This window comes from Vibrio sp. HDW18, from assembly GCF_011306175.1.
GTDB lineage: Bacteria > Pseudomonadota > Gammaproteobacteria > Enterobacterales > Vibrionaceae > Vibrio > Vibrio chanodichtyis.
On the sequence record NZ_CP049913.1, the window covers coordinates 1210968 to 1231560 of the forward strand.

At 49.1% G+C, this 20593-nt stretch carries 17 protein-coding genes, 4 tRNA genes, 3 rRNA genes and 1 pseudogene; 9 read left to right on the forward strand and 16 right to left on the reverse strand.

The genetic code is table 11. From position 1 onward, the window contains the following. Positions 1-26: 26 nt before the first annotated feature. Entirely contained in the window at positions 27-278 is a 252-nt protein-coding gene (locus G7083_RS05845) for an accessory factor UbiK family protein (RefSeq protein ID WP_166013958.1), read from the forward strand. A 127-nt stretch (positions 279-405) separates the two neighbouring features. Here the strand turns inward: G7083_RS05845 and ilvC are convergent, their stop codons facing one another. Then, a complete protein-coding gene (ilvC, locus tag G7083_RS05850) occupies positions 406-1890 on the reverse strand; it encodes a ketol-acid reductoisomerase (protein ID WP_166013959.1) in 1485 nt (494 codons plus the stop codon). 138 nt (positions 1891-2028) lie between these two features. Here ilvC and ilvY point away from each other — a divergent pair, with 138 nt between their 5' ends. The 3 genes and pseudogenes from ilvY to G7083_RS05875 all read left to right on the forward strand — a co-directional run. Further along, positions 2029-2922, forward strand: a complete 894-nt coding sequence (ilvY, locus tag G7083_RS05855; RefSeq protein WP_166013960.1) for an HTH-type transcriptional activator IlvY — start codon at positions 2029-2031, stop codon at positions 2920-2922. 80 nt (positions 2923-3002) lie between these two features. Continuing rightward, positions 3003-4038, forward strand: a protein-coding gene (locus tag G7083_RS15095) for an IS630 family transposase (protein ID WP_240911899.1) whose coding sequence is annotated in 2 segments (ribosomal slippage) — positions 3003-3461 and positions 3463-4038 — 1035 coding nt in all. Because the reading frame shifts where the segments join, the coding sequence is not laid out codon by codon here. A 13-nt stretch (positions 4039-4051) separates the two neighbouring features. After that, a pseudogene (locus G7083_RS05875) lies at positions 4052-4621 on the forward strand (IS630 family transposase); the annotation flags it as partial. 53 nt (positions 4622-4674) lie between these two features. Here the strand turns inward: G7083_RS05875 and G7083_RS05880 are convergent. From G7083_RS05880 to G7083_RS05910, 7 genes are all read right to left on the reverse strand, one after another. Beyond that, positions 4675-4751: transfer RNA gene (locus G7083_RS05880), tRNA-Trp, on the reverse strand. Between the two features lie 31 nt (positions 4752-4782). Then, positions 4783-4859: transfer RNA gene (locus tag G7083_RS05885), tRNA-Asp, on the reverse strand. 33 nt (positions 4860-4892) lie between these two features. Beyond that, positions 4893-5008: ribosomal RNA gene (gene rrf / locus G7083_RS05890) — 5S ribosomal RNA — on the reverse strand. A 111-nt stretch (positions 5009-5119) separates the two neighbouring features. Then, positions 5120-8006, reverse strand: a 23S ribosomal RNA gene (locus tag G7083_RS05895). 286 nt (positions 8007-8292) lie between these two features. After that, positions 8293-8368: transfer RNA gene (locus tag G7083_RS05900), tRNA-Ala, on the reverse strand. An 8-nt stretch (positions 8369-8376) separates the two neighbouring features. Next, a tRNA-Ile gene (locus G7083_RS05905) sits at positions 8377-8453 on the reverse strand. A 62-nt stretch (positions 8454-8515) separates the two neighbouring features. Further along, positions 8516-10073: ribosomal RNA gene (locus G7083_RS05910) — 16S ribosomal RNA — on the reverse strand. The 16S, 23S and 5S rRNA genes sit together here with 4 tRNA genes alongside, the layout of an rRNA operon. Positions 10074-10581: 508 nt before the next feature. On the opposite strand from G7083_RS05910, the gene G7083_RS05915 reads away from it, so the two are divergent. Further along, positions 10582-11133: a gamma carbonic anhydrase family protein gene (locus tag G7083_RS05915; protein WP_166013962.1), complete on the forward strand. Its 552-nt coding sequence runs from the start codon at positions 10582-10584 to the stop codon at positions 11131-11133. On the opposite strand, the gene G7083_RS05920 is transcribed toward G7083_RS05915, so the two are convergent. From G7083_RS05920 to G7083_RS05935, 4 genes are read right to left on the reverse strand one after another with little or no spacing between them, the layout of a single operon-like run. Then, a complete protein-coding gene (locus tag G7083_RS05920; protein WP_166013963.1) occupies positions 11114-11389 on the reverse strand; it encodes a DUF1488 domain-containing protein in 276 nt (91 codons plus the stop codon). The genes G7083_RS05915 and G7083_RS05920 overlap by 20 nt on opposite strands. After that, the gene (aroE, locus tag G7083_RS05925; protein ID WP_166013964.1) at positions 11386-12222 is read right to left on the reverse strand and encodes a shikimate dehydrogenase; all 837 of its coding nucleotides are present in this window, start codon (positions 12220-12222) and stop codon (positions 11386-11388) included. The genes G7083_RS05920 and aroE overlap by 4 nt, the downstream gene beginning before the upstream one ends. A 60-nt stretch (positions 12223-12282) precedes the next feature. Next, a complete protein-coding gene (gene hemF / locus G7083_RS05930; protein ID WP_166014998.1) occupies positions 12283-13203 on the reverse strand; it encodes an oxygen-dependent coproporphyrinogen oxidase in 921 nt (306 codons plus the stop codon). A 30-nt stretch (positions 13204-13233) separates the two neighbouring features. After that, positions 13234-13791 carry an L-threonylcarbamoyladenylate synthase gene (locus G7083_RS05935; protein WP_166013965.1) on the reverse strand — a complete coding sequence of 186 codons (558 nt, stop codon included), beginning with the start codon at positions 13789-13791 and terminating at the stop codon, positions 13234-13236. Between the two features lie 169 nt (positions 13792-13960). Between G7083_RS05935 and purE the strand changes: the two genes are divergently transcribed. Beyond that, complete coding sequence (gene purE / locus G7083_RS05940) at positions 13961-14446, forward strand: 5-(carboxyamino)imidazole ribonucleotide mutase (RefSeq protein ID WP_166013966.1); 486 nt, start codon at positions 13961-13963, stop codon at positions 14444-14446. A gap of 3 nt (positions 14447-14449) precedes the next feature. Beyond that, positions 14450-15583 carry a 5-(carboxyamino)imidazole ribonucleotide synthase gene (locus G7083_RS05945; RefSeq protein ID WP_166013967.1) on the forward strand — a complete coding sequence of 378 codons (1134 nt, stop codon included), beginning with the start codon at positions 14450-14452 and terminating at the stop codon, positions 15581-15583. 88 nt (positions 15584-15671) lie between these two features. Here G7083_RS05945 and G7083_RS05950 read toward each other — a convergent pair whose 3' ends face one another. From G7083_RS05950 to G7083_RS05965, 4 genes are read right to left on the reverse strand one after another with little or no spacing between them, the layout of a single operon-like run. Then, a complete protein-coding gene (locus G7083_RS05950) occupies positions 15672-16256 on the reverse strand; it encodes a type I DNA topoisomerase (protein ID WP_166013968.1) in 585 nt (194 codons plus the stop codon). 11 nt (positions 16257-16267) lie between these two features. Then, complete coding sequence (locus G7083_RS05955) at positions 16268-16744, reverse strand: DUF494 family protein (protein ID WP_166013969.1); 477 nt, start codon at positions 16742-16744, stop codon at positions 16268-16270. A 2-nt stretch (positions 16745-16746) separates the two neighbouring features. Beyond that, complete coding sequence (gene dprA / locus G7083_RS05960) at positions 16747-17862, reverse strand: DNA-processing protein DprA (protein ID WP_166013970.1); 1116 nt, start codon at positions 17860-17862, stop codon at positions 16747-16749. Continuing rightward, positions 17862-18962 (reverse strand): LysM peptidoglycan-binding domain-containing protein, encoded by a 1101-nt coding sequence (locus tag G7083_RS05965; protein ID WP_166013971.1) that lies wholly within the window; start codon positions 18960-18962, stop codon positions 17862-17864. Before G7083_RS05965 ends, dprA begins: the two co-directional genes overlap by 1 nt. Before the next feature lie 138 nt (positions 18963-19100). Here G7083_RS05965 and def point away from each other — a divergent pair, with 138 nt between their 5' ends. Beyond that, entirely contained in the window at positions 19101-19610 is a 510-nt protein-coding gene (gene def / locus G7083_RS05970; protein WP_206212121.1) for a peptide deformylase, read from the forward strand. 17 nt (positions 19611-19627) lie between these two features. Then, positions 19628-20575: a methionyl-tRNA formyltransferase gene (fmt, locus tag G7083_RS05975; protein ID WP_166013973.1), complete on the forward strand. Its 948-nt coding sequence runs from the start codon at positions 19628-19630 to the stop codon at positions 20573-20575. Positions 20576-20593 lie beyond the last annotated feature (18 nt).

The window sequence follows — 20593 nt, forward strand, 5'->3', positions numbered from 1 at the left end:
TTGCCAACCTAACAGGAGTAATCAGTATGTTTGATGCGAAAAAACTCGAGCAGATCGCCAAGCAAATTCATGAAGCGATGCCACAACCGGTCAAAGAATTAGGCGCAGATGTAGAACAGAAAGTACGCCAAGTCATCCAAGGCCAACTCAACAAACTCGATGTCGTCAATCGAGAAGAATTTGATGTGCAAACCCAAGTGTTATTGCGCACTCGCCAAAAGCTTAGCGAGTTAGAACAAAAAATGGCTGAGCTTGAAGCCAAACTCGCCGCTAAATAAACACGGTAAACACACCTCCAATTTTAGCTGATAGCGTATACAAAAAAGGCTTAGTCAGTAGACTAAGCCTTGTTGGTTTTTATTATATGGTGTTGTTGTGTTTGCTGGCGGAAAACCGATAACGAGATTAATCACCCACCGCGATACGCTGCATATCTTTCATATAACCGCGCAGCTCTTCACCAATATACTCAACCGGGTGATTACGAATAACGCTGTTGACTTCAATCAGAGTGGCATTATCGACTTGATTTGATGTGCTAGCCAAACCTTTGCCAATCACATCGACACCTACATTGGGCATGAATTGCTCACGCAATAGTGGTACTGCGATGTTTGCAAACAGATAATTACCGTATTCCGCCGTATCAGAGATAACCACGTTCATTTCATATAAGCGTTTGCGAGCCACAGTATTAGCAATCAATGGCAGCTCATGCAAAGATTCATAGTAAGCCGACTCATCAATAATGCCTGAGGCAGTCATCGCTTCAAACGCAAGCTCAACCCCTGCCCGCACCATGGCAATCATCAAAATACCGCGATCAAAATATTCTTGCTCAGTAATTTTCACATCGCTCGCAGGGTAGTTCTCAAATGCAGTTTCAGCGGTGGCAGCACGCCAGCCAAGCAGTTCCTTATCATCATTGGCCCAATCCGCCATCATAGTACTGGAAAAGTGGCCAGAAATAATGTCATCCATATGCTTGTTATACAGCGGACGCATTAAGTCTTTGAGCTGTTCAGAGAGTTCAAACGCTTTAATTTTGGCTGGATTAGAGAGACGATCCATCATATGGGTAATGCCACCAAACTTTAGTGCTTCGGTAATCGTTTCCCAGCCAAATTGCAGCAATTTACCGGCATAACCAGGTTCGATACCCTCAACCAGCATTTTCTCGTAACAAACGATTGAACCTGCTTGCAGCATGCCACACAGAATGGTTTGCTCACCCATCAAGTCTGATTTCACTTCTGCCACAAAAGAAGACGCCAAACAACCTGCACGATGGCCGCCCGTTGCAGCCGCCCACGCTTTAGCGATTTTCCACCCTTCACTTTGTGGATCATTTTCAGGGTGTACAGCAATCAGTGTCGGAACACCGAAGCCACGTTTATACTCTTCACGAACTTCTGTGCCCGGACATTTTGGCGCAACCATCACTACGGTAATATCTTTACGGATCTGCATGCCCTCTTCCACGATATTAAAACCGTGTGAATATCCGAGCGCCGCCCCCTGCTTCATCAGTGGCATCACCGCATTGACCACACTGGTATGTTGCTTATCAGGGGTTAAGTTAATCACCAAATCAGCATCAGGGATCAGTTGTTCGTAACTGCCCACTTTGAAGCTATTATTTTTAGCATTTTTGAATGACTGACGCTGCTCATCGATCGCCACTTGGCGCAAGGCATAGCTAACATCTAGACCCGAATCGCGCATATTCAGACCTTGATTCAGTCCTTGCGCACCACAGCCCACAATTACAATTTTCTTACCAACCAGATAGTCCGCTGCGCTGGCAAACTCTTCACGAGCCATAAAGCGGCAGCGTCCCAGTTGATCCAACTGTTCACGCAGATTCAGTGTATTGAAATAGTTTGCCATGTGGATGCTCCTTAATAAGTGATTCCGTTAAGTCGGTGTGATATGACCGAATAAACTCATACTAAGTGAGCGACAAGATTGCATAAAGTGATATATTCACAACCAAGTATTGCAATAGATGCAACATGGAATTGTGTTATGAACATCAAAACGTTACAGATTTTTATCCATCTGTGTGGCAGCAAAAACTTCAGTCATACCGCAGCAGCAATGCATCTCAGCCCCTCAGCTTTAAGTCGACAAATCCAAAAGCTTGAACAAGATTTAAATCATACGCTATTTCTGCGTGATAACCGCAGCGTTGAACTGACTCCGATCGCTCATCAGTTACTTCCCGTGGCAGTACGTATGATTAACGATTGGCAACAATTCAGCACCCAGCTCAATGAGCGTGGCCAAGAGTTACGTGGCGAAATAAAACTCTTTTGCTCTGTCACCGCAAGCTATAGCCATCTACCGGATCTCCTCAGCGCATTTCGCCTCCAGCACCCTTATATTGAGTTTAAATTATTGACCGGCGATCCTGCTCAAGCCATCGATAAAATCCTACATGATGAAGCGGATATTGCGATTGCCGCAATGCCAGAATCGTTGCCAAATCGAATTGAATTCGCAACCATCGGTGAAATTCCACTCTCGATTATCGCTCCGCGTGGTAGCAGTAGCTTTAGCGATGCATTAAAAAAACAGCAGCCCAATTGGCATGAAATTCCATTTGTGATTCCAGAATCGGGGACAGCTCGTGAGCGAGCGAATGCTTGGTTTAAGCAAATGAAGATTAAACCTAATATCTACGCACAAATCGCAGGCCATGAAGCGATTGTCAGCTTAGTTGCTTTAGGGTATGGGGTGGGAATCGCGCCAGATGTGGTGATCAACAACAGTCCTGTTCGCGATAAAATTCAGCGCTTAAACTTTGTGCCAATCAATCCCTTCAAACTCGGAGTTTGCTGCAAACGCTCGCAACTAGATAATCCTCTAGTTCAAGCATTATGGCGGGTAATTTCAACTAATCAAAAGATTGTGAATTAAAAAACTGAGGGAGCATCTCATACCAATCAAAGAAAAAATATGATCTAATTGAGGGCATTCAACGATAGAACTTATTCACTATGGACAGCCTCAATAATATCGACTTTAAAAAGCTCGCAAGCCAGCAGAAATCTATTCAGATGAAAATGAGACTGCTGGCCCTCGACCATTTCAAAGATGGGCACTCTCGCACCCAAATCGCCAAGTTTCTTAAGGTCAGCCGAACCAGTGTTAATCGGTGGGTTCACACTTTTCTTGAGGAAGGATTAGAAGGCCTCAAGGAAAAACCAAGAACGGGACGACCACCATTCTTAACATCCAAGCAAAGAGAGCAATTGAGCCAATACATCAAAGATAAAGCCAATGATACACTAGGCGGACGACTCACTGGGGCCGACATCCACGCTTATATCGTGAAAGAATTTGGCCAGCACTACCACCCTGATTCTATCTATTACCTGCTCGAGCACATGGGGTTCTCTTGGGTAACTTCTCGCTCCAAACATCCTCGTCAATCCCAGCAAATCCAAGACGATTTTAAAAAAATTTAAAATTGAAACGATCCTGAAGATCCCAGGACATATCGCTTTAGAACGGGTTGATGTCTGGTTTCAGGATGAAGCCAGATTTGGGCAACAAAACACCACCACACGGTTATGGGCAGAAAAAGGAACACGTCCCAGAGCCGTGAAGCAACAACAATTTGAATATGCGTATCTGTTTGGTTCTGTCTGTCCCGCTAGAGGCATTGGCGAGGCGATGGTCGTTCCTTGGGTTAACAAGGACCTTATGGTTGAGCATCTTAGGCAGATCTCCGCGGTGACCGAAAAAGGTCGTCACGCAGTGGTCATTATGGATGGTGCAAGCTGGCACACAGAAGATATTGCCAATGAATTTCAGAACCTCAGTGTCATCAAACTCCCGCCCTATTCCCCTGAGTTGAATCCAATAGAACAAGTATGGAGTTGGTTAAGACAACACTATCTAGCCAACCAGTCTTTTACGGATTACGAAGACATTGTCTCCAAAGTATGTCGGGCTTGGAATAGTTTTTTGGAATGCTCGGCCAGAGTCAGACAGATGTGTTCGAGAAGGTGGATAGAGCTGACCAGTTAATTTTCCAGATTGGTATAAAATTGAAACGATCCTGAAGATCCCAGGACATATCGCTTTAGAACGGGTTGATGTCTGGTTTCAGGATGAAGCCAGATTTGGGCAACAAAACACCACCACACGGTTATAGGCAGAGAAAGGAACACGTCCCAGAGCCGTGAAGCAACAACAATTTGAATATGCGTATCTGTTTGGTTCTGTCTGTCCCGCTAGAGGCATTGGCGAGGCGATGGTCGTTCCTTGGGTTAACAAGGACCTTATGGTTGAGCATCTTAGGCAGATCTCCGCGGTGACCGAAAAAGGTCGTCACGCAGTGGTCATTATGGATGGTGCAAGCTGGCACACAGAAGATATTGCCAATGAATTTCAGAACCTCAGTGTCATCAAACTCCCGCCCTATTCCCCTGAGTTGAATCCAATAGAACAAGTATGGAGTTGGTTAAGACAACACTATCTAGCCAACCAGTCTTTTACGGATTACGAAGACATTGTATCCAAAGTATGTCGGGCTTGGAATAGTTTTTTGAAATGCTCGGCCAGAGTCAGACAGATGTGTTCGAGAAGGTGGATAGAGCTGACCAGTTAATTTTCCAGATTGGTATAAACAAAAACCTCAGCATTTCTGCTGAGGTTCAAATATGGCAGGGGTGGAGAGATTCGAACTCCCAACACGCGGATTTGGAATCCGCTGCTCTGCCAATTGGAGCTACACCCCTGTAACTTTTACAAGCTAAAACTTTTAATAAGTGGCGGAGCGGACGGGACTCGAACCCGCGACCCCCGGCGTGACAGGCCGGTATTCTAACCAACTGAACTACCGCTCCGCTGTCTGGTTAGCGCTTGGTGCTAAATTAAAAGCCTGGCGATGTTCTACTCTCACATGGGGAAACCCCACACTACCATCGACGCTGTTTCGTTTCACTTCTGAGTTCGGAATGGAGTCAGGTGGGTCCAAAACGCTATGGTCGCCAAGCAAATTCTTTCTCTCTATTTCTAGAGAATAATCTGGAAAGCTGTTTTCATTCTCACACACACATTCTATGCGCTTAGCTTATTGAGTCCATCAAAACCCCTTGGGTGTTGTATGGTTAAGCCTCACGGGCAATTAGTACAGGTTAGCTCAACGCCTCACAACGCTTACACACCCTGCCTATCAACGTTCTAGTCTCGAACAACCCTTTAGGACAGTTAAACTGTCAGGGAAGACTCATCTCAGGGCTCGCTTCCCGCTTAGATGCTTTCAGCGGTTATCAATTCCGAACTTAGCTACCGGGCAATGCGTCTGGCGACACAACCCGAACACCAGAGGTTCGTCCACTCCGGTCCTCTCGTACTAGGAGCAGCCCCCTTCAATCTTCCAACGCCCACGGCAGATAGGGACCGAACTGTCTCACGACGTTCTAAACCCAGCTCGCGTACCACTTTAAATGGCGAACAGCCATACCCTTGGGACCGACTTCAGCCCCAGGATGTGATGAGCCGACATCGAGGTGCCAAACACCGCCGTCGATATGAACTCTTGGGCGGTATCAGCCTGTTATCCCCGGAGTACCTTTTATCCGTTGAGCGATGGCCCTTCCATTCAGAACCACCGGATCACTATGACCTGCTTTCGCACCTGCTCGAACCGTCATTCTCGCAGTTAAGCGGGCTTATGCCATTGCACTAACCTCACGATGTCCAACCGTGATTAGCCCACCTTCGTGCTCCTCCGTTACTCTTTGGGAGGAGACCGCCCCAGTCAAACTACCCACCAGGCACTGTCCTCAACCCCGATAAGGGGCCTAAGTTAGAACATCAAACATACAAGGGTGGTATTTCAAGGACGGCTCCACGACAACTAGCGTCATCGATTCATAGCCTCCCACCTATCCTACACATGTAGGTTCAATGTTCAGTGCCAAGCTGTAGTAAAGGTTCACGGGGTCTTTCCGTCTAGCCGCGGGTACACTGCATCTTCACAGCGATTTCAATTTCACTGAGTCTCGGGTGGAGACAGCGTGGCCATCATTACGCCATTCGTGCAGGTCGGAACTTACCCGACAAGGAATTTCGCTACCTTAGGACCGTTATAGTTACGGCCGCCGTTTACCGGGGCTTCGATCAAGAGCTTCGCTTGCGCTAACCCCATCAATTAACCTTCCGGCACCGGGCAGGCGTCACACCGTATACGTCATCTTGCGATTTTGCACAGTGCTGTGTTTTTAATAAACAGTTGCAGCCACCTGGTATCTGCGACTCTCGTCAGCTCCATCCGCTAGGGACTTCACCATCAAGAGCGTACCTTCTCCCGAAGTTACGGTACCATTTTGCCTAGTTCCTTCACCCGAGTTCTCTCAAGCGCCTTGGTATTCTCTACCCGACCACCTGTGTCGGTTTGGGGTACGATTTCTGACTATCTGAAGCTTAGAGGCTTTTCCTGGAAGCAGGGCATCAATGACTTCACTGCCGTAGCAGCTCGACGTCGTGTCTCAGCCTTACAAAGAGCCGGATTTGCCTAACTCTTAAGCCTACGCACTTGAACCAGGACAACCGTCGCCTGGCCCACCTAGCCTTCTCCGTCCCCCCATCGCAATAGTCAAAAGTACGGGAATATTAACCCGTTTCCCATCGATTACGCCTTTCGGCCTCACCTTAGGGGTCGACTCACCCTGCCCCGATTAACGTTGGACAGGAACCCTTGGTCTTCCGGCGAGGAGGTTTTTCACCCCCTTTGTCGTTACTCATGTCAGCATTCGCACTTCTGATACCTCCAGCAAACCTTACAGTTCACCTTCAACGGCTTACAGAACGCTCCCCTACCCAATATCTAAAAGATATTGCCGCAGCTTCGGTGTATTGCTTAGCCCCGTTACATCTTCCGCGCAGGCCGACTCGACTAGTGAGCTATTACGCTTTCTTTAAATGATGGCTGCTTCTAAGCCAACATCCTAGCTGTCTGAGCCTTCCCACATCGTTTCCCACTTAGCAATACTTTGGGACCTTAGCTGGCGGTCTGGGTTGTTTCCCTCTCCACGACGGACGTTAGCACCCGCCGTGTGTCTCCCGGATAGTACTTACTGGTATTCGGAGTTTGCAAAGGGTTGGTAAGTCGGGATGACCCCCTAGCCTTAACAGTGCTCTACCCCCAGTAGTATTCGTCCGAGGCGCTACCTAAATAGCTTTCGGGGAGAACCAGCTATCTCCGAGTTTGATTGGCCTTTCACCCCTAGCCACAAGTCATCCGCTAATTTTTCAACATTAGTCGGTTCGGTCCTCCAGTTGATGTTACTCAACCTTCAACCTGCCCATGGCTAGATCACCCGGTTTCGGGTCTATATCCAGAGACTGAACGCCCAGTTAAGACTCGCTTTCGCTACGGCTCCCCTATACGGTTAACCTTGCCACTGAATATAAGTCGCTGACCCATTATACAAAAGGTACGCAGTCACACCACGAAGGTGCTCCTACTGCTTGTACGTACACGGTTTCAGGTTCTATTTCACTCCCCTCACAGGGGTTCTTTTCGCCTTTCCCTCACGGTACTGGTTCACTATCGGTCAGTCAGGAGTATTTAGCCTTGGAGGATGGTCCCCCCATATTCAGACAGGATATCACGTGTCCCGCCCTACTCGATTTCACGCTCGATGAAGCGTCGGTTACGGGGCTATCACCCTGTTTCGCCAAGCTTTCCAGCTTGTTCACCTACTTCAACGAGTGCTTAAGGGCTAATCCAGGTTCGCTCGCCGCTACTACCGGAATCTCGGTTGATTTCTTCTCCTCGGGGTACTTAGATGTTTCAGTTCCCCCGGTTTGCCTCACTAGACTATGAATTCATCTAGTGATAACTGCTTATGCAGCTGGGTTTCCCCATTCGGAAATCGCAGACTCAAACGGCTCTTACTGCCTCATCTGCGCTTATCGCAAGTTAGTACGTCCTTCATCGCCTCTGACTGCCCAGGCATCCACCGTGTACGCTTAGTCACTTAACCATACAACCCGAAGGAGTTTCGGGTTGTTGTTTAAACAACCTAAGTTGTCTCGCGTTTATTTACATGAGTGCGAGACAGATTTTGCCGGACTCAAATTTTGAACAAGACCTTAGCCTTATTCGATACCAAGCACACTTGAATGTGTTGTTGGTGTTTATCTTTCGATAAACATTGAGAACTTTACAAACAACAAACGAATTTGTTGTTTTGTCAGCTTTCCAAATTGTTAAAGAGCAAGATTCATCAAGAACCATTTTTAAACATTCTCAGCGAAAACGCTTAAAGATGGTGGAGTTATGCGGGATCGAACCGCAGACCTCCTGCGTGCAAGGCAGGCGCTCTCCCAGCTGAGCTATAACCCCATCGTTAGTGGTGGGTCTGAGTGGACTCGAACCACCGACCTTACGCTTATCAGGCGTACGCTCTAACCACCTGAGCTACAGACCCACTTCATGCTCAAATCTAAACCATATCAATCTGTGTGGACACTCATCACGATAATCATCGTGTAAGGAGGTGATCCAGCGCCAGGTTCCCCTAGCGCTACCTTGTTACGACTTCACCCCAGTCATGAACCACAAAGTGGCAAGCGTCCTCCCGAAGGTTAAACTACCTGCTTCTTTTGCAGCCCACTCCCATGGTGTGACGGGCGGTGTGTACAAGGCCCGGGAACGTATTCACCGCAACATTCTGATTTGCGATTACTAGCGATTCCGACTTCATGGAGTCGAGTTGCAGACTCCAATCCGGACTACGACGTACTTTCTGAGATTCGCTCCACCTCGCGGTATCGCTGCCCTCTGTATACGCCATTGTAGCACGTGTGTAGCCCTACTCGTAAGGGCCATGATGACTTGACGTCGTCCCCACCTTCCTCCGGTTTATCACCGGCAGTCTCCCTGGAGTTCCCACCATTACGTGCTGGCAAACAAGGATAAGGGTTGCGCTCGTTGCGGGACTTAACCCAACATTTCACAACACGAGCTGACGACAGCCATGCAGCACCTGTCTCAGAGTTCCCGAAGGCACTCCAGCGTCTCCGCTAGATTCTCTGGATGTCAAGAGTAGGTAAGGTTCTTCGCGTTGCATCGAATTAAACCACATGCTCCACCGCTTGTGCGGGCCCCCGTCAATTCATTTGAGTTTTAATCTTGCGACCGTACTCCCCAGGCGGTCTACTTAACGCGTTAGCTCCGAAAGCCACGGCTCAAGGCCACAACCTCCAAGTAGACATCGTTTACGGCGTGGACTACCAGGGTATCTAATCCTGTTTGCTCCCCACGCTTTCGCATCTGAGTGTCAGTATCTGTCCAGGGGGCCGCCTTCGCCACCGGTATTCCTTCAGATCTCTACGCATTTCACCGCTACACCTGAAATTCTACCCCCCTCTACAGTACTCTAGCTTGTCAGTTTCAAATGCAACTCCTAGGTTGAGCCCAGGGCTTTCACATCTGACTTAACAAACCACCTGCATGCGCTTTACGCCCAGTAATTCCGATTAACGCTCGCACCCTCCGTATTACCGCGGCTGCTGGCACGGAGTTAGCCGGTGCTTCTTCTGTCGCTAACGTCAAATCATAACGCTATTAACGCTACAACCTTCCTCACGACTGAAAGTACTTTACAACCCGAAGGCCTTCTTCATACACGCGGCATGGCTGCATCAGGCTTGCGCCCATTGTGCAATATTCCCCACTGCTGCCTCCCGTAGGAGTCTGGACCGTGTCTCAGTTCCAGTGTGGCTGATCATCCTCTCAGACCAGCTAGGGATCGTCGCCTTGGTGAGCCATTACCTCACCAACTAGCTAATCCCACCTGGGCATATCCTGACGCGAGAGGCCTTACGGTCCCCCTCTTTGGTCATCTTCGTTTATAGAAAACGACATCATGCGGTATTAGCCATCGTTTCCAATGGTTATCCCCCACATCAGGGCAATTTCCCAGGCATTACTCACCCGTCCGCCGCTCGCCACCCAAGGAACAAGTTCCTCTGTGCTGCCGCTCGACTTGCATGTGTTAGGCCTGCCGCCAGCGTTCAATCTGAGCCATGATCAAACTCTTCAATTAAAAGTTTTTTGAAGCTTTCGCTTCGGCTCAATGAATACTGACTTTAAATTACCTTAGTAATTCAAAGCTATTATCGTTCCAACAGAACGATAATGAATTGACTGTGCCAAGACTTGCGTCTCGTTTGGTCACTCAGTTCATTGATTAATCTTTTTGAGATCATCATCAACGAGTGCCCACACAGATTGATTGGTTTATATTGTTAAAGAGCGTTTTGCTTCGGCTTTCTTACCGAAGAGGCTGTGCATTCTAGCGAGATAATGGTCAGTGTCAAACACTTTTTTCATCTTTTGCATCGAAGCGTTTTGCCTAGCTGACTGGCCCGAAAGCCTTGCGGCGTCTGCCGTGTCAGTGAGGGCGCATTATAGGGAAGCTGATTACATTAGCAAGGACTTTTTGAGGTTTTTTTTAACCATTCGACCAAGTGATGATAGTTTAGCCGTAATTCACCATTTATTGGTGATTAAACTCTCTATTCACACCAGATTGACTATAAAAAGGAGCAACTATGAGCTCGATTCGTCGCTATAAGGGCATTGAACCAAAATTGGGGACTGGCGTTTATGTGGATATTAGCGCCGTGATTGTTGGCGATATTGAGCTGGATGATGATGCCAGCATTTGGCCCTTAGTCGCGGCTCGTGGAGACGTCAACCATATCCGAATTGGCAAACGCAGCAATATTCAAGACGGGTCAGTATTGCATGTGACCCATAAGAATTCGGCAAACCCTGATGGCCATCCTTTATTGATAGGCCATGATGTCACCGTTGGGCATAAAGTGATGCTACACGGCTGCACAATACACGATCGCGTTTTGGTTGGCATGGGATCGATTGTATTAGATGGAGCGGTGATTGAAAGTGATGTGATGGTCGGGGCCGGAAGTTTAGTCCCTCCCGGCAAGCGGCTGATCAGCGGCTTTCTCTATTTAGGCAGCCCAGTAAAGCAAGCGCGATCTCTGACTGAACAAGAACGCGCTTTTCTACTCCAATCAGCGGCCAATTATGTGCAGAGCAAAAATGACTATATCAGAGAGGTTAAATCGGCTCACGAGTGATCTCAATTTGGCCTAGAAGATTAAACATTTCCTCTTCAATCGCCTGTTCAGCGATCTCCTCTAGGTCAAAACGCCATTGTTCAAATGCCCAGACGATCTCTTGTGGGGCAGTTAACTCCCTTGCTGCTAAGGCTTGTAAAACTTGCCGAGCAGCAAGACACTCAATTAATGCCCCATTTTGCTGAGCAAAAAAGACCACCGCTTGTTTCGCTTCATCCCAATGGTGTAAATCAGAGAATAAGATTGATTGATTCATATCCCACCAGCTAGATTTTTACGCAATTCACGCAAAATTTGTTGTGTTCCCGGACGCAGGCCACGCCAAAGCATAAAACTTTCTGCCGCTTGTCCCACCAGCATGCCTAAACCATCCATCACCTGAGTACAACCATGTTGCAACGCCCATTGATTAAATACCGTCAAGCTCTGACCATACATCATGTCATAACATACTGAATGAGGAGAAAAGATCGTGGGGCTAATCGCCGGAAGTTCACCGCTCAAACTGGCCGAGGTTGAGTTGATGATCACATCATAGCTCTGATCTAGCTTCGCAAAAGGTTGTGCATCCACTTCGCCGTATAAAGAAAACAGCGCCGCCAGTTGCTCCGCCTTAGCCAGGGTTCGATTGGTGATGGTTATTGATGCGGGCTGTTGATCAAGCAGAGGCTTAAGCACACCACGCGCCGCGCCGCCAGCACCAATCAACAAAATGCGCGCACCACACAGTGATACCGATCGAGCCAGCAAATCTTGCACTAGGCCAGCACCATCAGTGTTATCGCCCAAGATTTCACCATCGTCGAGTTTTTTAAGCGTATTGACCGCACCAGCCAAACAAGCACGCTCAGTGAGCCGCCCAGCTAAATGATACGCCTGTTCCTTAAATGGCACGGTGACATTACACCCTCGCCCGCCTTGTGCAAAAAAGTGGCGAGCAGCCTCACTAAATCCATCCAGCGCGACACATTGAGCAGTATAAGTCATCGACTGCTGGGTTTGCCGAGCAAATAAAGTATGAATAAAGGGCGATTTACTGTGCTGGATGGGATTACCAAACACGACATACTGATCAATTTGAGAAGCCATATCCTTGCCTACGTCATCAATGGGTCACTGAGATGACCCTATCACTGGAAACCTAACGCGTCACCAATCTCGCGCAACTAAAAACTCACTCAGCAGCGCTTCAGGCGTTCCTGCTTCGGGTTGATAACTATATTCCCAGCGCGCTAAAGGTGGCATTGACATCAAAATTGACTCAGTACGCCCACCCGTTTGTAAACCAAATAACGTACCGCGATCGAATACCAAGTTAAATTCAACGTAGCGACCACGACGATAAAGCTGAAATTGACGCTCGCGCTCACCAAACGGGGTGGCTTTATGGTGTTCAACGATAGGCAGATACGCCTCGGTATATCCAGCACCCACTGCTTGCAAATATTCAAAACAACGCTCAAACTGCCACTGATTGAGATCATCAAAAAATAACCCGCCAATGCCACGAGTTTCATTACGATGGGGCAGGTAAAAATAACGGTCACACCACGCTTTATGCTCAGAGTAGACATCCGCGCCAAAAGGCGCGCAGATATTTTTCGCCGTTTGATGCCAAGCTTGGCAATCCTCAAGTCTTGGATAGCAAGGCGTTAGATCAAAACCGCCACCAAACCACCAAATAGGTGCTTCACCCTCTTTTTCGGCAATAAAAAAACGCACATTAGCATGGGAGGTGGGAACATGTGGATTATGCGGATGCATCACCAACGAGACCCCCATCGCTTCAAAGCGACGCCCGGCTAACTCTGGCCGGTGCGCAGTGGCAGAAGCGGGCATTTGCTCACCAAAGACGTGCGAAAAATTCACGCCACCTTGTTCAAAAACCGCACCATCACGCATCACCCTCGTGCGGCCGCCTCCCGCTAATTTTTCACCCGCCTCTCGCTGCCACTGATCTTCAATAAACAGCGCTTGACCATCCGCCGCCTCCAGTTGCTGACAAATACTATCTTGCAACTGCCGTAAAAAATGTTGTACCGCCTGTTTATCAATCGCCGGTTGAACAATAGTAGACTTCACTTTCTCTCCTGCGCAGGGTTATCCCTGTCTTAATATTTGTAGGCTGCGAGCATCACGAATTTCACTCGGACCACTCCGGCCACTGGTTTCACCTTCCACCACAACACTGATGTGCTCCCCAAGCTGTGCGATGACTTGCTGTTGCGTCACACATGCTGGCTGACCACTCAGATTAGCGCTGGTTGAAGTTAAAGGTTTACCAAACGCGACACACAGTTGTTGTACCAGTGGATGAGCTGAAACCCGCACCGCCACAGTATCAAACTGACCACGAACCCAGCTTGGGGTGTGGCGACTAGCTGGCATCACCCAAGTTAAAGGCGCGGGCCAAGATGCCAAGACTTGCGCTAGCTGCTCAGCACTTAACTGGGTTTCATCAATATAAGGTTGCAGTTGCTGATAGTTAGCCGCAATTAAAATTACCCCTTTTTCTACAGGGCGCTGCTTAATCGCCAATAAACGTAGCATGGCCGTTTGATTATCCGGATCACACCCTAAACCAAACACACCTTCTGTCGGATAAGCGATCACGCCACCGCTGCGTAGCGCATCGACCGCTTGTTGCAGATTATCCACTTATTCAACTCCTCATCGCTCTATTCTGTTCAGTGTACGAATCGCAGAGCAATTGACCAGTATTTCTGAACAACCACAAAAAGCAAACGTTTGCTTGAGGTAAAAATCCTCGTATAATGCGCGGCAATAAGCGCTCGTCGCTCAATTTACAACACTGAAGGAGTTTGAGATGACCGTCGGTATTATCATGGGTTCTAAGTCAGACTGGCCAACCATGAAGCATGCAGCAGAAATGCTCGACCACTTAGGTGTGGCGTATGAAACCAAAGTGGTTTCTGCACACCGTACTCCTCAACTACTGGCTGATTATGCCTCCAGCGCCAAACAGCGAGGTCTGCAAGTCATCATCGCTGGTGCTGGCGGTGCAGCTCACTTACCAGGTATGGCCGCGGCATTTACCTGCCTGCCGGTTTTAGGCGTACCAGTCCAGTCACGGGCACTGTCTGGACTCGATTCGTTATACTCGATTGTGCAAATGCCTAAAGGTATAGCGGTCGGCACGCTAGCGATTGGCGAAGCCGGTGCTGCCAATGCCGGATTACTCGCGGCACAAATTATCGGCGTGCATCAACCTGAAGTGATGAGCCGAGTTGAAGCGTTCCGCGCTCAGCAAACTCAATTGGTGCTGGATAACCCAGACCCTCGCGAGGAGTAACCGATGCGTGTGTTAGTACTAGGCGCAGGTCAGCTCGCGCGAATGATGTCTTTGGCAGGAGCTCCGCTCAATATTACCACCATCGCTTTTGATGTCGGCTCAGAACAAATTGTCCATCCATTAACCCAACAGGTGCTGGGACATGGGTTACAGCACGCGATTGAGCAAGTGGATGTGATCACCGCCGAGTTTGAGCATATTCCACATCCTATTCTTGATCTGTGTGCGAGTAGCGGAAAACTCTACCCAAGTGCGCAAGCTATCAAAATTGGTGGCGATCGCCGTCTAGAAAAAGCGTTATTGGATCGCGCTCAAGTGGCCAACGCAGACTATGCGATTATCCGCACTCAAGCTGATTTCGCACAAGCGGTGACTGACATTGGGCTGCCTATGGTGCTAAAAAGTGCCCTTGGCGGCTACGATGGTAAAGGCCAATGGCGCTTAAAGCACCATTCACAAATCGAAGAGATTTGGCAACAATTAGCACAATACTTAGCGGCCAACCCACAACAAGCGATTGTTGCCGAACAGTTTGTCGCCTTTGATCGTGAAGTTTCACTAGTTGGTGCGCGTAACTTAGCCGGCGATATCGTGGTGTATCCCTTGGCCGAAAATGTGCACACTCAAGGCGTGCTCAGCCTATCGACTGCGATTGACGCACCAGAGCTACAAGCACAAGCGCACGCGATGTTTCAAGCTGTCGCCGATCAACTCAACTATGTTGGTGTATTAGCGCTGGAGTTTTTCGACGTGCAGGGGCAACTGTTAGTTAACGAAATTGCGCCGCGGGTACACAACTCGGGCCACTGGACCCAACAGGGCGCAGAAACCTGTCAGTTTGAAAATCACTTACGCGCGGTGTGTGGTTTGCCACTAGGCAGTACCAAATTGGTCCGTGAAACCACGATGATCAACATTCTCGGTGAAGACCAATTGGCAAGCGCTGTGTTGGCTCTCGAAGGTTGTCATGTACATTGGTACGGCAAAGAGAAGCGCGCTGGACGCAAGATGGGTCACATCAATGTGACCGCCGATTACACCGGTGAGCTGCAGCGTAAACTATGCCAGCTAGCGGCGCTACTTGATGCAGAAGCCTTTCCAGCACTGCATCTGGCTGCTAATCAGATCGAGCATTAACCAGATCTGCTCTGGTGATCAAGCCGCGTTTAACGCGGCTTGATGGTTGATACGCTGAAAATGAGAATGGGGTTAGCCCTACGGTGAATCAATTCACCCCTGTAGCAACCGCTTGAATATGGCCACATTTGCGATTCGCACACTGAAAACGCATCCCAGCAGCGCTGTTCTTCTCCATCATTACCGAAAAACCACACTGGGTACAGGTTTGAGCCTGTGGTGTCCCATTGAGTGCAAATTTGCATTTAGGGTAACGATCACAAGCATAAAACCGTTTACCAAAGCGAGATTGGCGCTCAATCAGATGACCTTGAGCGCATTCAGGACAAGTGATGGCTAATACAGGCTCGCTTGGTTGATGGGGGCTGTCGGTCGACTCAATATGATGACACTGCGGATAGTCGCTACAACCAATAAACATGCCATAACGGCCTTGGCGTAGCACCAATTCATGGCCACATGCTGGGCAAGCCACGCCTAACGGCTTGAGAACTTGAGCATCATTGTGATGCAGCGACTGAATGTAATCACACTCTGGGTAAGCGCTGCAGCCTAAAAAAGGCCCATGTTTACCATGACGCAACTGCAAGGTTGCACCACATTGAGGACAAGGTGAGCTTGGTAGCGCCTGTTCGTGAGCCGTGAACAGTTGGGGGTCAATTTTACGCTTCATCTATCACCCACTTAATGCAACACGCCTTGCTCTTGGCTATACAGCAACTCTTCCATCAAGGTGTAGGCGTTTTCATTGCCCGGAACGTTGAACAGCACCATTAAAATGATCCATTTGAGATCTTCTAGTTCAAACTCCTCGGTTTCTAATCCCATCACACGATCAATTACCATCTCTCGCGTTTCTGCGGTTAGCACATTAATGTGCTCAAGAAAAAGCAAGAAACCACGCGACTCAAGATCAAGCCGCTCAATCTCTTCGGCAGCGTAAATGCGCATTGAGGTCGGGGCACTTTTCGCGATCGCCGTTTGGGTATCGGTTTGTTGCAACGCCGCCAAATCTTCCAACCAATGGAGGGCTTTATAAATATCTTGCTGATGAAAACCTGCGCGCAGCAGTTCATCTTCCAGATGGTCCTGATCCACTTGCAACTCAGCATCGCTATGGATATAGGTTTCGAACAGATACATCAAAATATCCATCATCATAGCTAGCCTCTCCCCTTTCTAATATAGCCACCAGGTACTGCAACCACATGCCCAAGGAGTTCTAACTCCAAGAGCTGCATCATGATTTCCTGCACCGGAATTTTAGTCCGGCTTGCCAGAATATCAATGGGTGTAGCTTCTACCCCTACGTTAGCTAACAGCTCGGGAAATGGCAATTCTTCATCACTGTGGCTGGCACAAAAAAGTGTCGCTTGGCACGATGCTTGTTCAGAGAGTAACCAAGAGAGTGGATTTTTGAGCTCCTGATAGATCTGTTGCACGCTTTGCACTAAACACGCCCCTTGTCGGATCAGTTGATTACTGCCCTGACTGGCGGCGTTGAAAATCGATCCGGGCACCACAAAAACTTCACGCCCTTGATCGGCAGCATAACGGGCGGTGATCAGCGAACCACTTTTTTCCGCCGCTTCCACGACCACCACCCCCAGTGACAAACCACTAATGATACGGTTGCGGCGTGGAAAGTGATCGGCCCGCGGTGCAGCATGCGGTGCAAACTCAGAAACCAATGCGCCTTGGGCAATAATTCGCTCCGCCAAAGCTTGATGCTGTTTGGGGTAGATTTGCGCTAACCCAGAGCCCAATACCGCCACCGTTTGCCCCTTGGCTTGCAAAGCGCCATCATGCGCATGTCCATCAATCCCGAGCGCTAATCCACTGACTACCACCAACCCGGATTGAACCAACTCGGCCGCAAACTGACGCGCAATTTGTCGTCCGTCAATACTGGCATTGCGGCTACCGACAATCGCCAGTGCAGGATCGTGCAAGGCGGGTAACTGACCTTCGATAAACAGCACCGGAGGCGGCGCTGCAATTTCTTTCAATAGACGAGGATAGTGCGAGCAATGTGGGGTCACTATGTAGCGGTGATCGGCAGCGCTACGCCATAGCAAGCTCTGCTCAGCTTGCGCGGCGGCGCGAGTGGTTAAAAAGGCTAACTGTTCTGGTTTAAGGCCACGCGCCAACCATTGCTGAGGCGTGAAGGTTGACAGCTGAGCTGGCGATTGAGTAGCCAATAGATAAGAGAGTGTTCTGCTCCCCAGCTTGGGGGTAAAACACAGCGCTAGCCAAGTGGCTAAATCGTGATCCTTCATTAACCCGCATCATCAAGTGGGGGAATGGGTGTGGCCACATCCCCTCGATCCGCGATTGAGGATGGTGTAGCGGCCTCAGGGGCAAGCGCCAAAATATCCTGACTGATCGGCGCTAAACTGTGGGTAATTAACGCCAGACTAAAACGCGCATAAGGGCGGATCACCATCAAACTGCCAATCTTTAAATTCGGCAACTGCACCTCTGAATCAGCCTGCTTGGTGTTGACTTTTGCTCCGGCCTGATAAAGCTCAAACATGCTGCCTTGCACCAAACCATCATCACGACCTTGGTCAATCACCACCACTTGGTTTTGCCCGGCATACTGACTGCCTTCTAATGAACCAAGGATCTGGGCTTGGCTTCCCTCTGGCGCAGGTTGTGGATAGAAAGTGGTAGAAAGAGCGCGCTGTGCAAGGTCAACTTCTGGTAACGCAATATCATTGCGCAGGATCTCTTGCGTCTGCTCGAACAGCGTCAAACCACTGAAATGCGTGTTAGTCATCACCAACTCACCTAGCGCCACCAAACGCAGCACCACCATCACCTCATCTTGCCGCAGATATTGGGCAACTTCGCGATAAATTCCCCACGTTTTCTCGCTGTGAACACCTGTGATATACAACTGCTCTTGCTTGGTCAGATATTTACGCTCATCACTGGAACCTATCACCCGCGCACTATCTTGCAAAACCGCGGGACTCATCAAGCGATCCGACTGCAGATAAGGTAACACCAAACTCTCTTGCACCGTAGGTACCGCTTGCTTTGTCACCACTCGCACTTGCGGACTAAGTTTTACCATCGGCTTTAAACTCAGCACCGGTTGCCCATCGCGCCAAAATAGGGTCAATTTATCGCCAGGGTAGATTAAATGCGGATTATTGATCTCTGGGTTGGCCTGCCAAAGCCTCGGCCATAACCATGGACTATCCAGATACAATGCCGAGATATCCCACAGAGTATCGCCTTTGACCACAGTATACGTTTGTGGCGCATTGTGTTTGAGTGTTAGTGATGTTTGCGGCTCGGCGATTACCGGTGCACTGCATAAAGTGAAGGGTAATAACGCGCAAGCAATATAGCGGGTTAATCGTGCCATGACCTTGCTTCCTTGGTCGAAAGAGAACTGGGTGGTGGAGAAATCACGTCCGGATGCTGTCATTTGGATCATAAAATGTCTAGAATTGAACCAACACGCATTAAGCTGTTTCGGCACAGTTCAACATTTCGAGTGTATATGTCTGTATTGCAAGTACTAACCTTCCCTGATGATCGGCTGCGTACCGTGGCCAAACCGGTCGCGACCATCACGCCGCACATCCAACAAATTGTCGATGACATGTTGGAAACCATGTATGCCGAGCAAGGCATCGGTTTGGCGGCAACCCAGGTCGATATTCATCAACGAATTGTGGTGATTGATATTTCTGAAACGCGCGATCAGCCGATGGTGCTAATTAATCCAGAAATCATTGCCAGCCAAGGGGAAGACGGTATAGAAGAGGGGTGTCTGTCCGTGCCGGGGGCTCGTGCACTTGTGCCACGTGCGGCACAAGTAACAGTGCAAGCGCAAGACCGAGATGGCCAACCCTATCGCTTCATCGCAGACGATCTACTAGCGATTTGTGTTCAGCACGAACTGGACCATTTAGCCGGTAAACTGTTTGTCGATTATCTGTCACCGCTGAAACGTAACCGTATTAAAGAGAAGCTAGAGAAAATCAAACGCTTCAACCAGAAAAAATAATTTACTGTGAGGTAAGCTTGAGCCAATCACTCCGTATTGTGTTTGCAGGTACTCCGGATTTCGCCGCCCGTCATTTGGCGGCGTTGTTGTCTTCGGGGCACGACATCATCGCGGTCTATACCCAACCCGATCGCCCAGCGGGACGCGGTAAAAAACTGACCGCCAGTCCAGTGAAAACACTGGCGCTAGAACATCAAATCCCGGTTTATCAGCCAGAAAATTTCAAATCGCCAGAGGCCAAGCAGCAACTTGCCGATCTCAATGCCGATCTGATGGTCGTGGTCGCCTACGGTTTGTTACTCCCGAAAGTTGTGCTCGACACACCAAAACTCGGCTGCATTAACGTGCATGGCTCAATTTTGCCGCGTTGGCGTGGTGCAGCACCAATCCAACGCTCGATTTGGGCCGGTGATAGTGAAACCGGCGTGACCATTATGCAAATGGATGTTGGACTCGACACCGGTGCGATGCTCAACATTGCTCGTTTGCCGATTGAGCCGCACGATACCAGCGCTAGCCTGTATGACAAGCTGGCTGGACTCGGCCCACAGGCACTGCTCGACTGTTTAAGCGAAATCGCGCAAGGCACCGCAGTCGCGGTAGCGCAAGACGATGCACAAGCTAATTATGCGCATAAGCTCCGTAAAGAAGAGGCACGCATCAACTGGAGTGACGATGCTGTGCACATTGCACGCTGTATCCGCGCCTTTAATCCGTGGCCGATGAGCCATTTTGAGGTCGCCGAAAACAGCGTCAAAGTTTGGCAAGCTCGGGTTGAAGATCGAGTAGTAAGCCAAACGCCGGGCACCATCCTGCAAGCGGATAAAAGTGGCATTTATATAGCAACCGGACACCAAGTTTTGGTGCTGGAAAGCCTACAAATCCCAGGCAAAAAAGCCTTGCCTGTGACCGATATTCTTAATGCGCGCGCCGACTGGTTTAGTGTCGGTAGCCAGCTCAGTTAATGGTTCGCCCTAGCCGAT

What these genes read in the sequence shown, in the direction of transcription:
- def (WP_206212121.1), top strand. Translation starts at nt 19,101, where the DNA reads ATGTCTGTATTGCAAGTACTAACCTTCCCTGATGATCGGCTGCGTACC.
- G7083_RS05915 (WP_166013962.1), top strand. Translation starts at nt 10,582, where the DNA reads ATGAGCTCGATTCGTCGCTATAAGGGCATTGAACCAAAATTGGGGACT.
- dprA (WP_166013970.1), bottom strand. Translation starts at nt 17,862, where the DNA reads ATGAAGGATCACGATTTAGCCACTTGGCTAGCGCTGTGTTTTACCCCC.
- G7083_RS05955 (WP_166013969.1), bottom strand. Translation starts at nt 16,744, where the DNA reads ATGATGATGGATATTTTGATGTATCTGTTCGAAACCTATATCCATAGC.
- ilvC (WP_166013959.1), bottom strand. Translation starts at nt 1,890, where the DNA reads ATGGCAAACTATTTCAATACACTGAATCTGCGTGAACAGTTGGATCAA.
- ilvY (WP_166013960.1), top strand. Translation starts at nt 2,029, where the DNA reads ATGAACATCAAAACGTTACAGATTTTTATCCATCTGTGTGGCAGCAAA.
- G7083_RS05945 (WP_166013967.1), top strand. Translation starts at nt 14,450, where the DNA reads ATGCGTGTGTTAGTACTAGGCGCAGGTCAGCTCGCGCGAATGATGTCT.
- G7083_RS05965 (WP_166013971.1), bottom strand. Translation starts at nt 18,962, where the DNA reads ATGGCACGATTAACCCGCTATATTGCTTGCGCGTTATTACCCTTCACT.
- G7083_RS05845 (WP_166013958.1), top strand. Translation starts at nt 27, where the DNA reads ATGTTTGATGCGAAAAAACTCGAGCAGATCGCCAAGCAAATTCATGAA.
- aroE (WP_166013964.1), bottom strand. Translation starts at nt 12,222, where the DNA reads ATGGCTTCTCAAATTGATCAGTATGTCGTGTTTGGTAATCCCATCCAG.
- G7083_RS05950 (WP_166013968.1), bottom strand. Translation starts at nt 16,256, where the DNA reads ATGAAGCGTAAAATTGACCCCCAACTGTTCACGGCTCACGAACAGGCG.
- G7083_RS05920 (WP_166013963.1), bottom strand. Translation starts at nt 11,389, where the DNA reads ATGAATCAATCAATCTTATTCTCTGATTTACACCATTGGGATGAAGCG.
- purE (WP_166013966.1), top strand. Translation starts at nt 13,961, where the DNA reads ATGACCGTCGGTATTATCATGGGTTCTAAGTCAGACTGGCCAACCATG.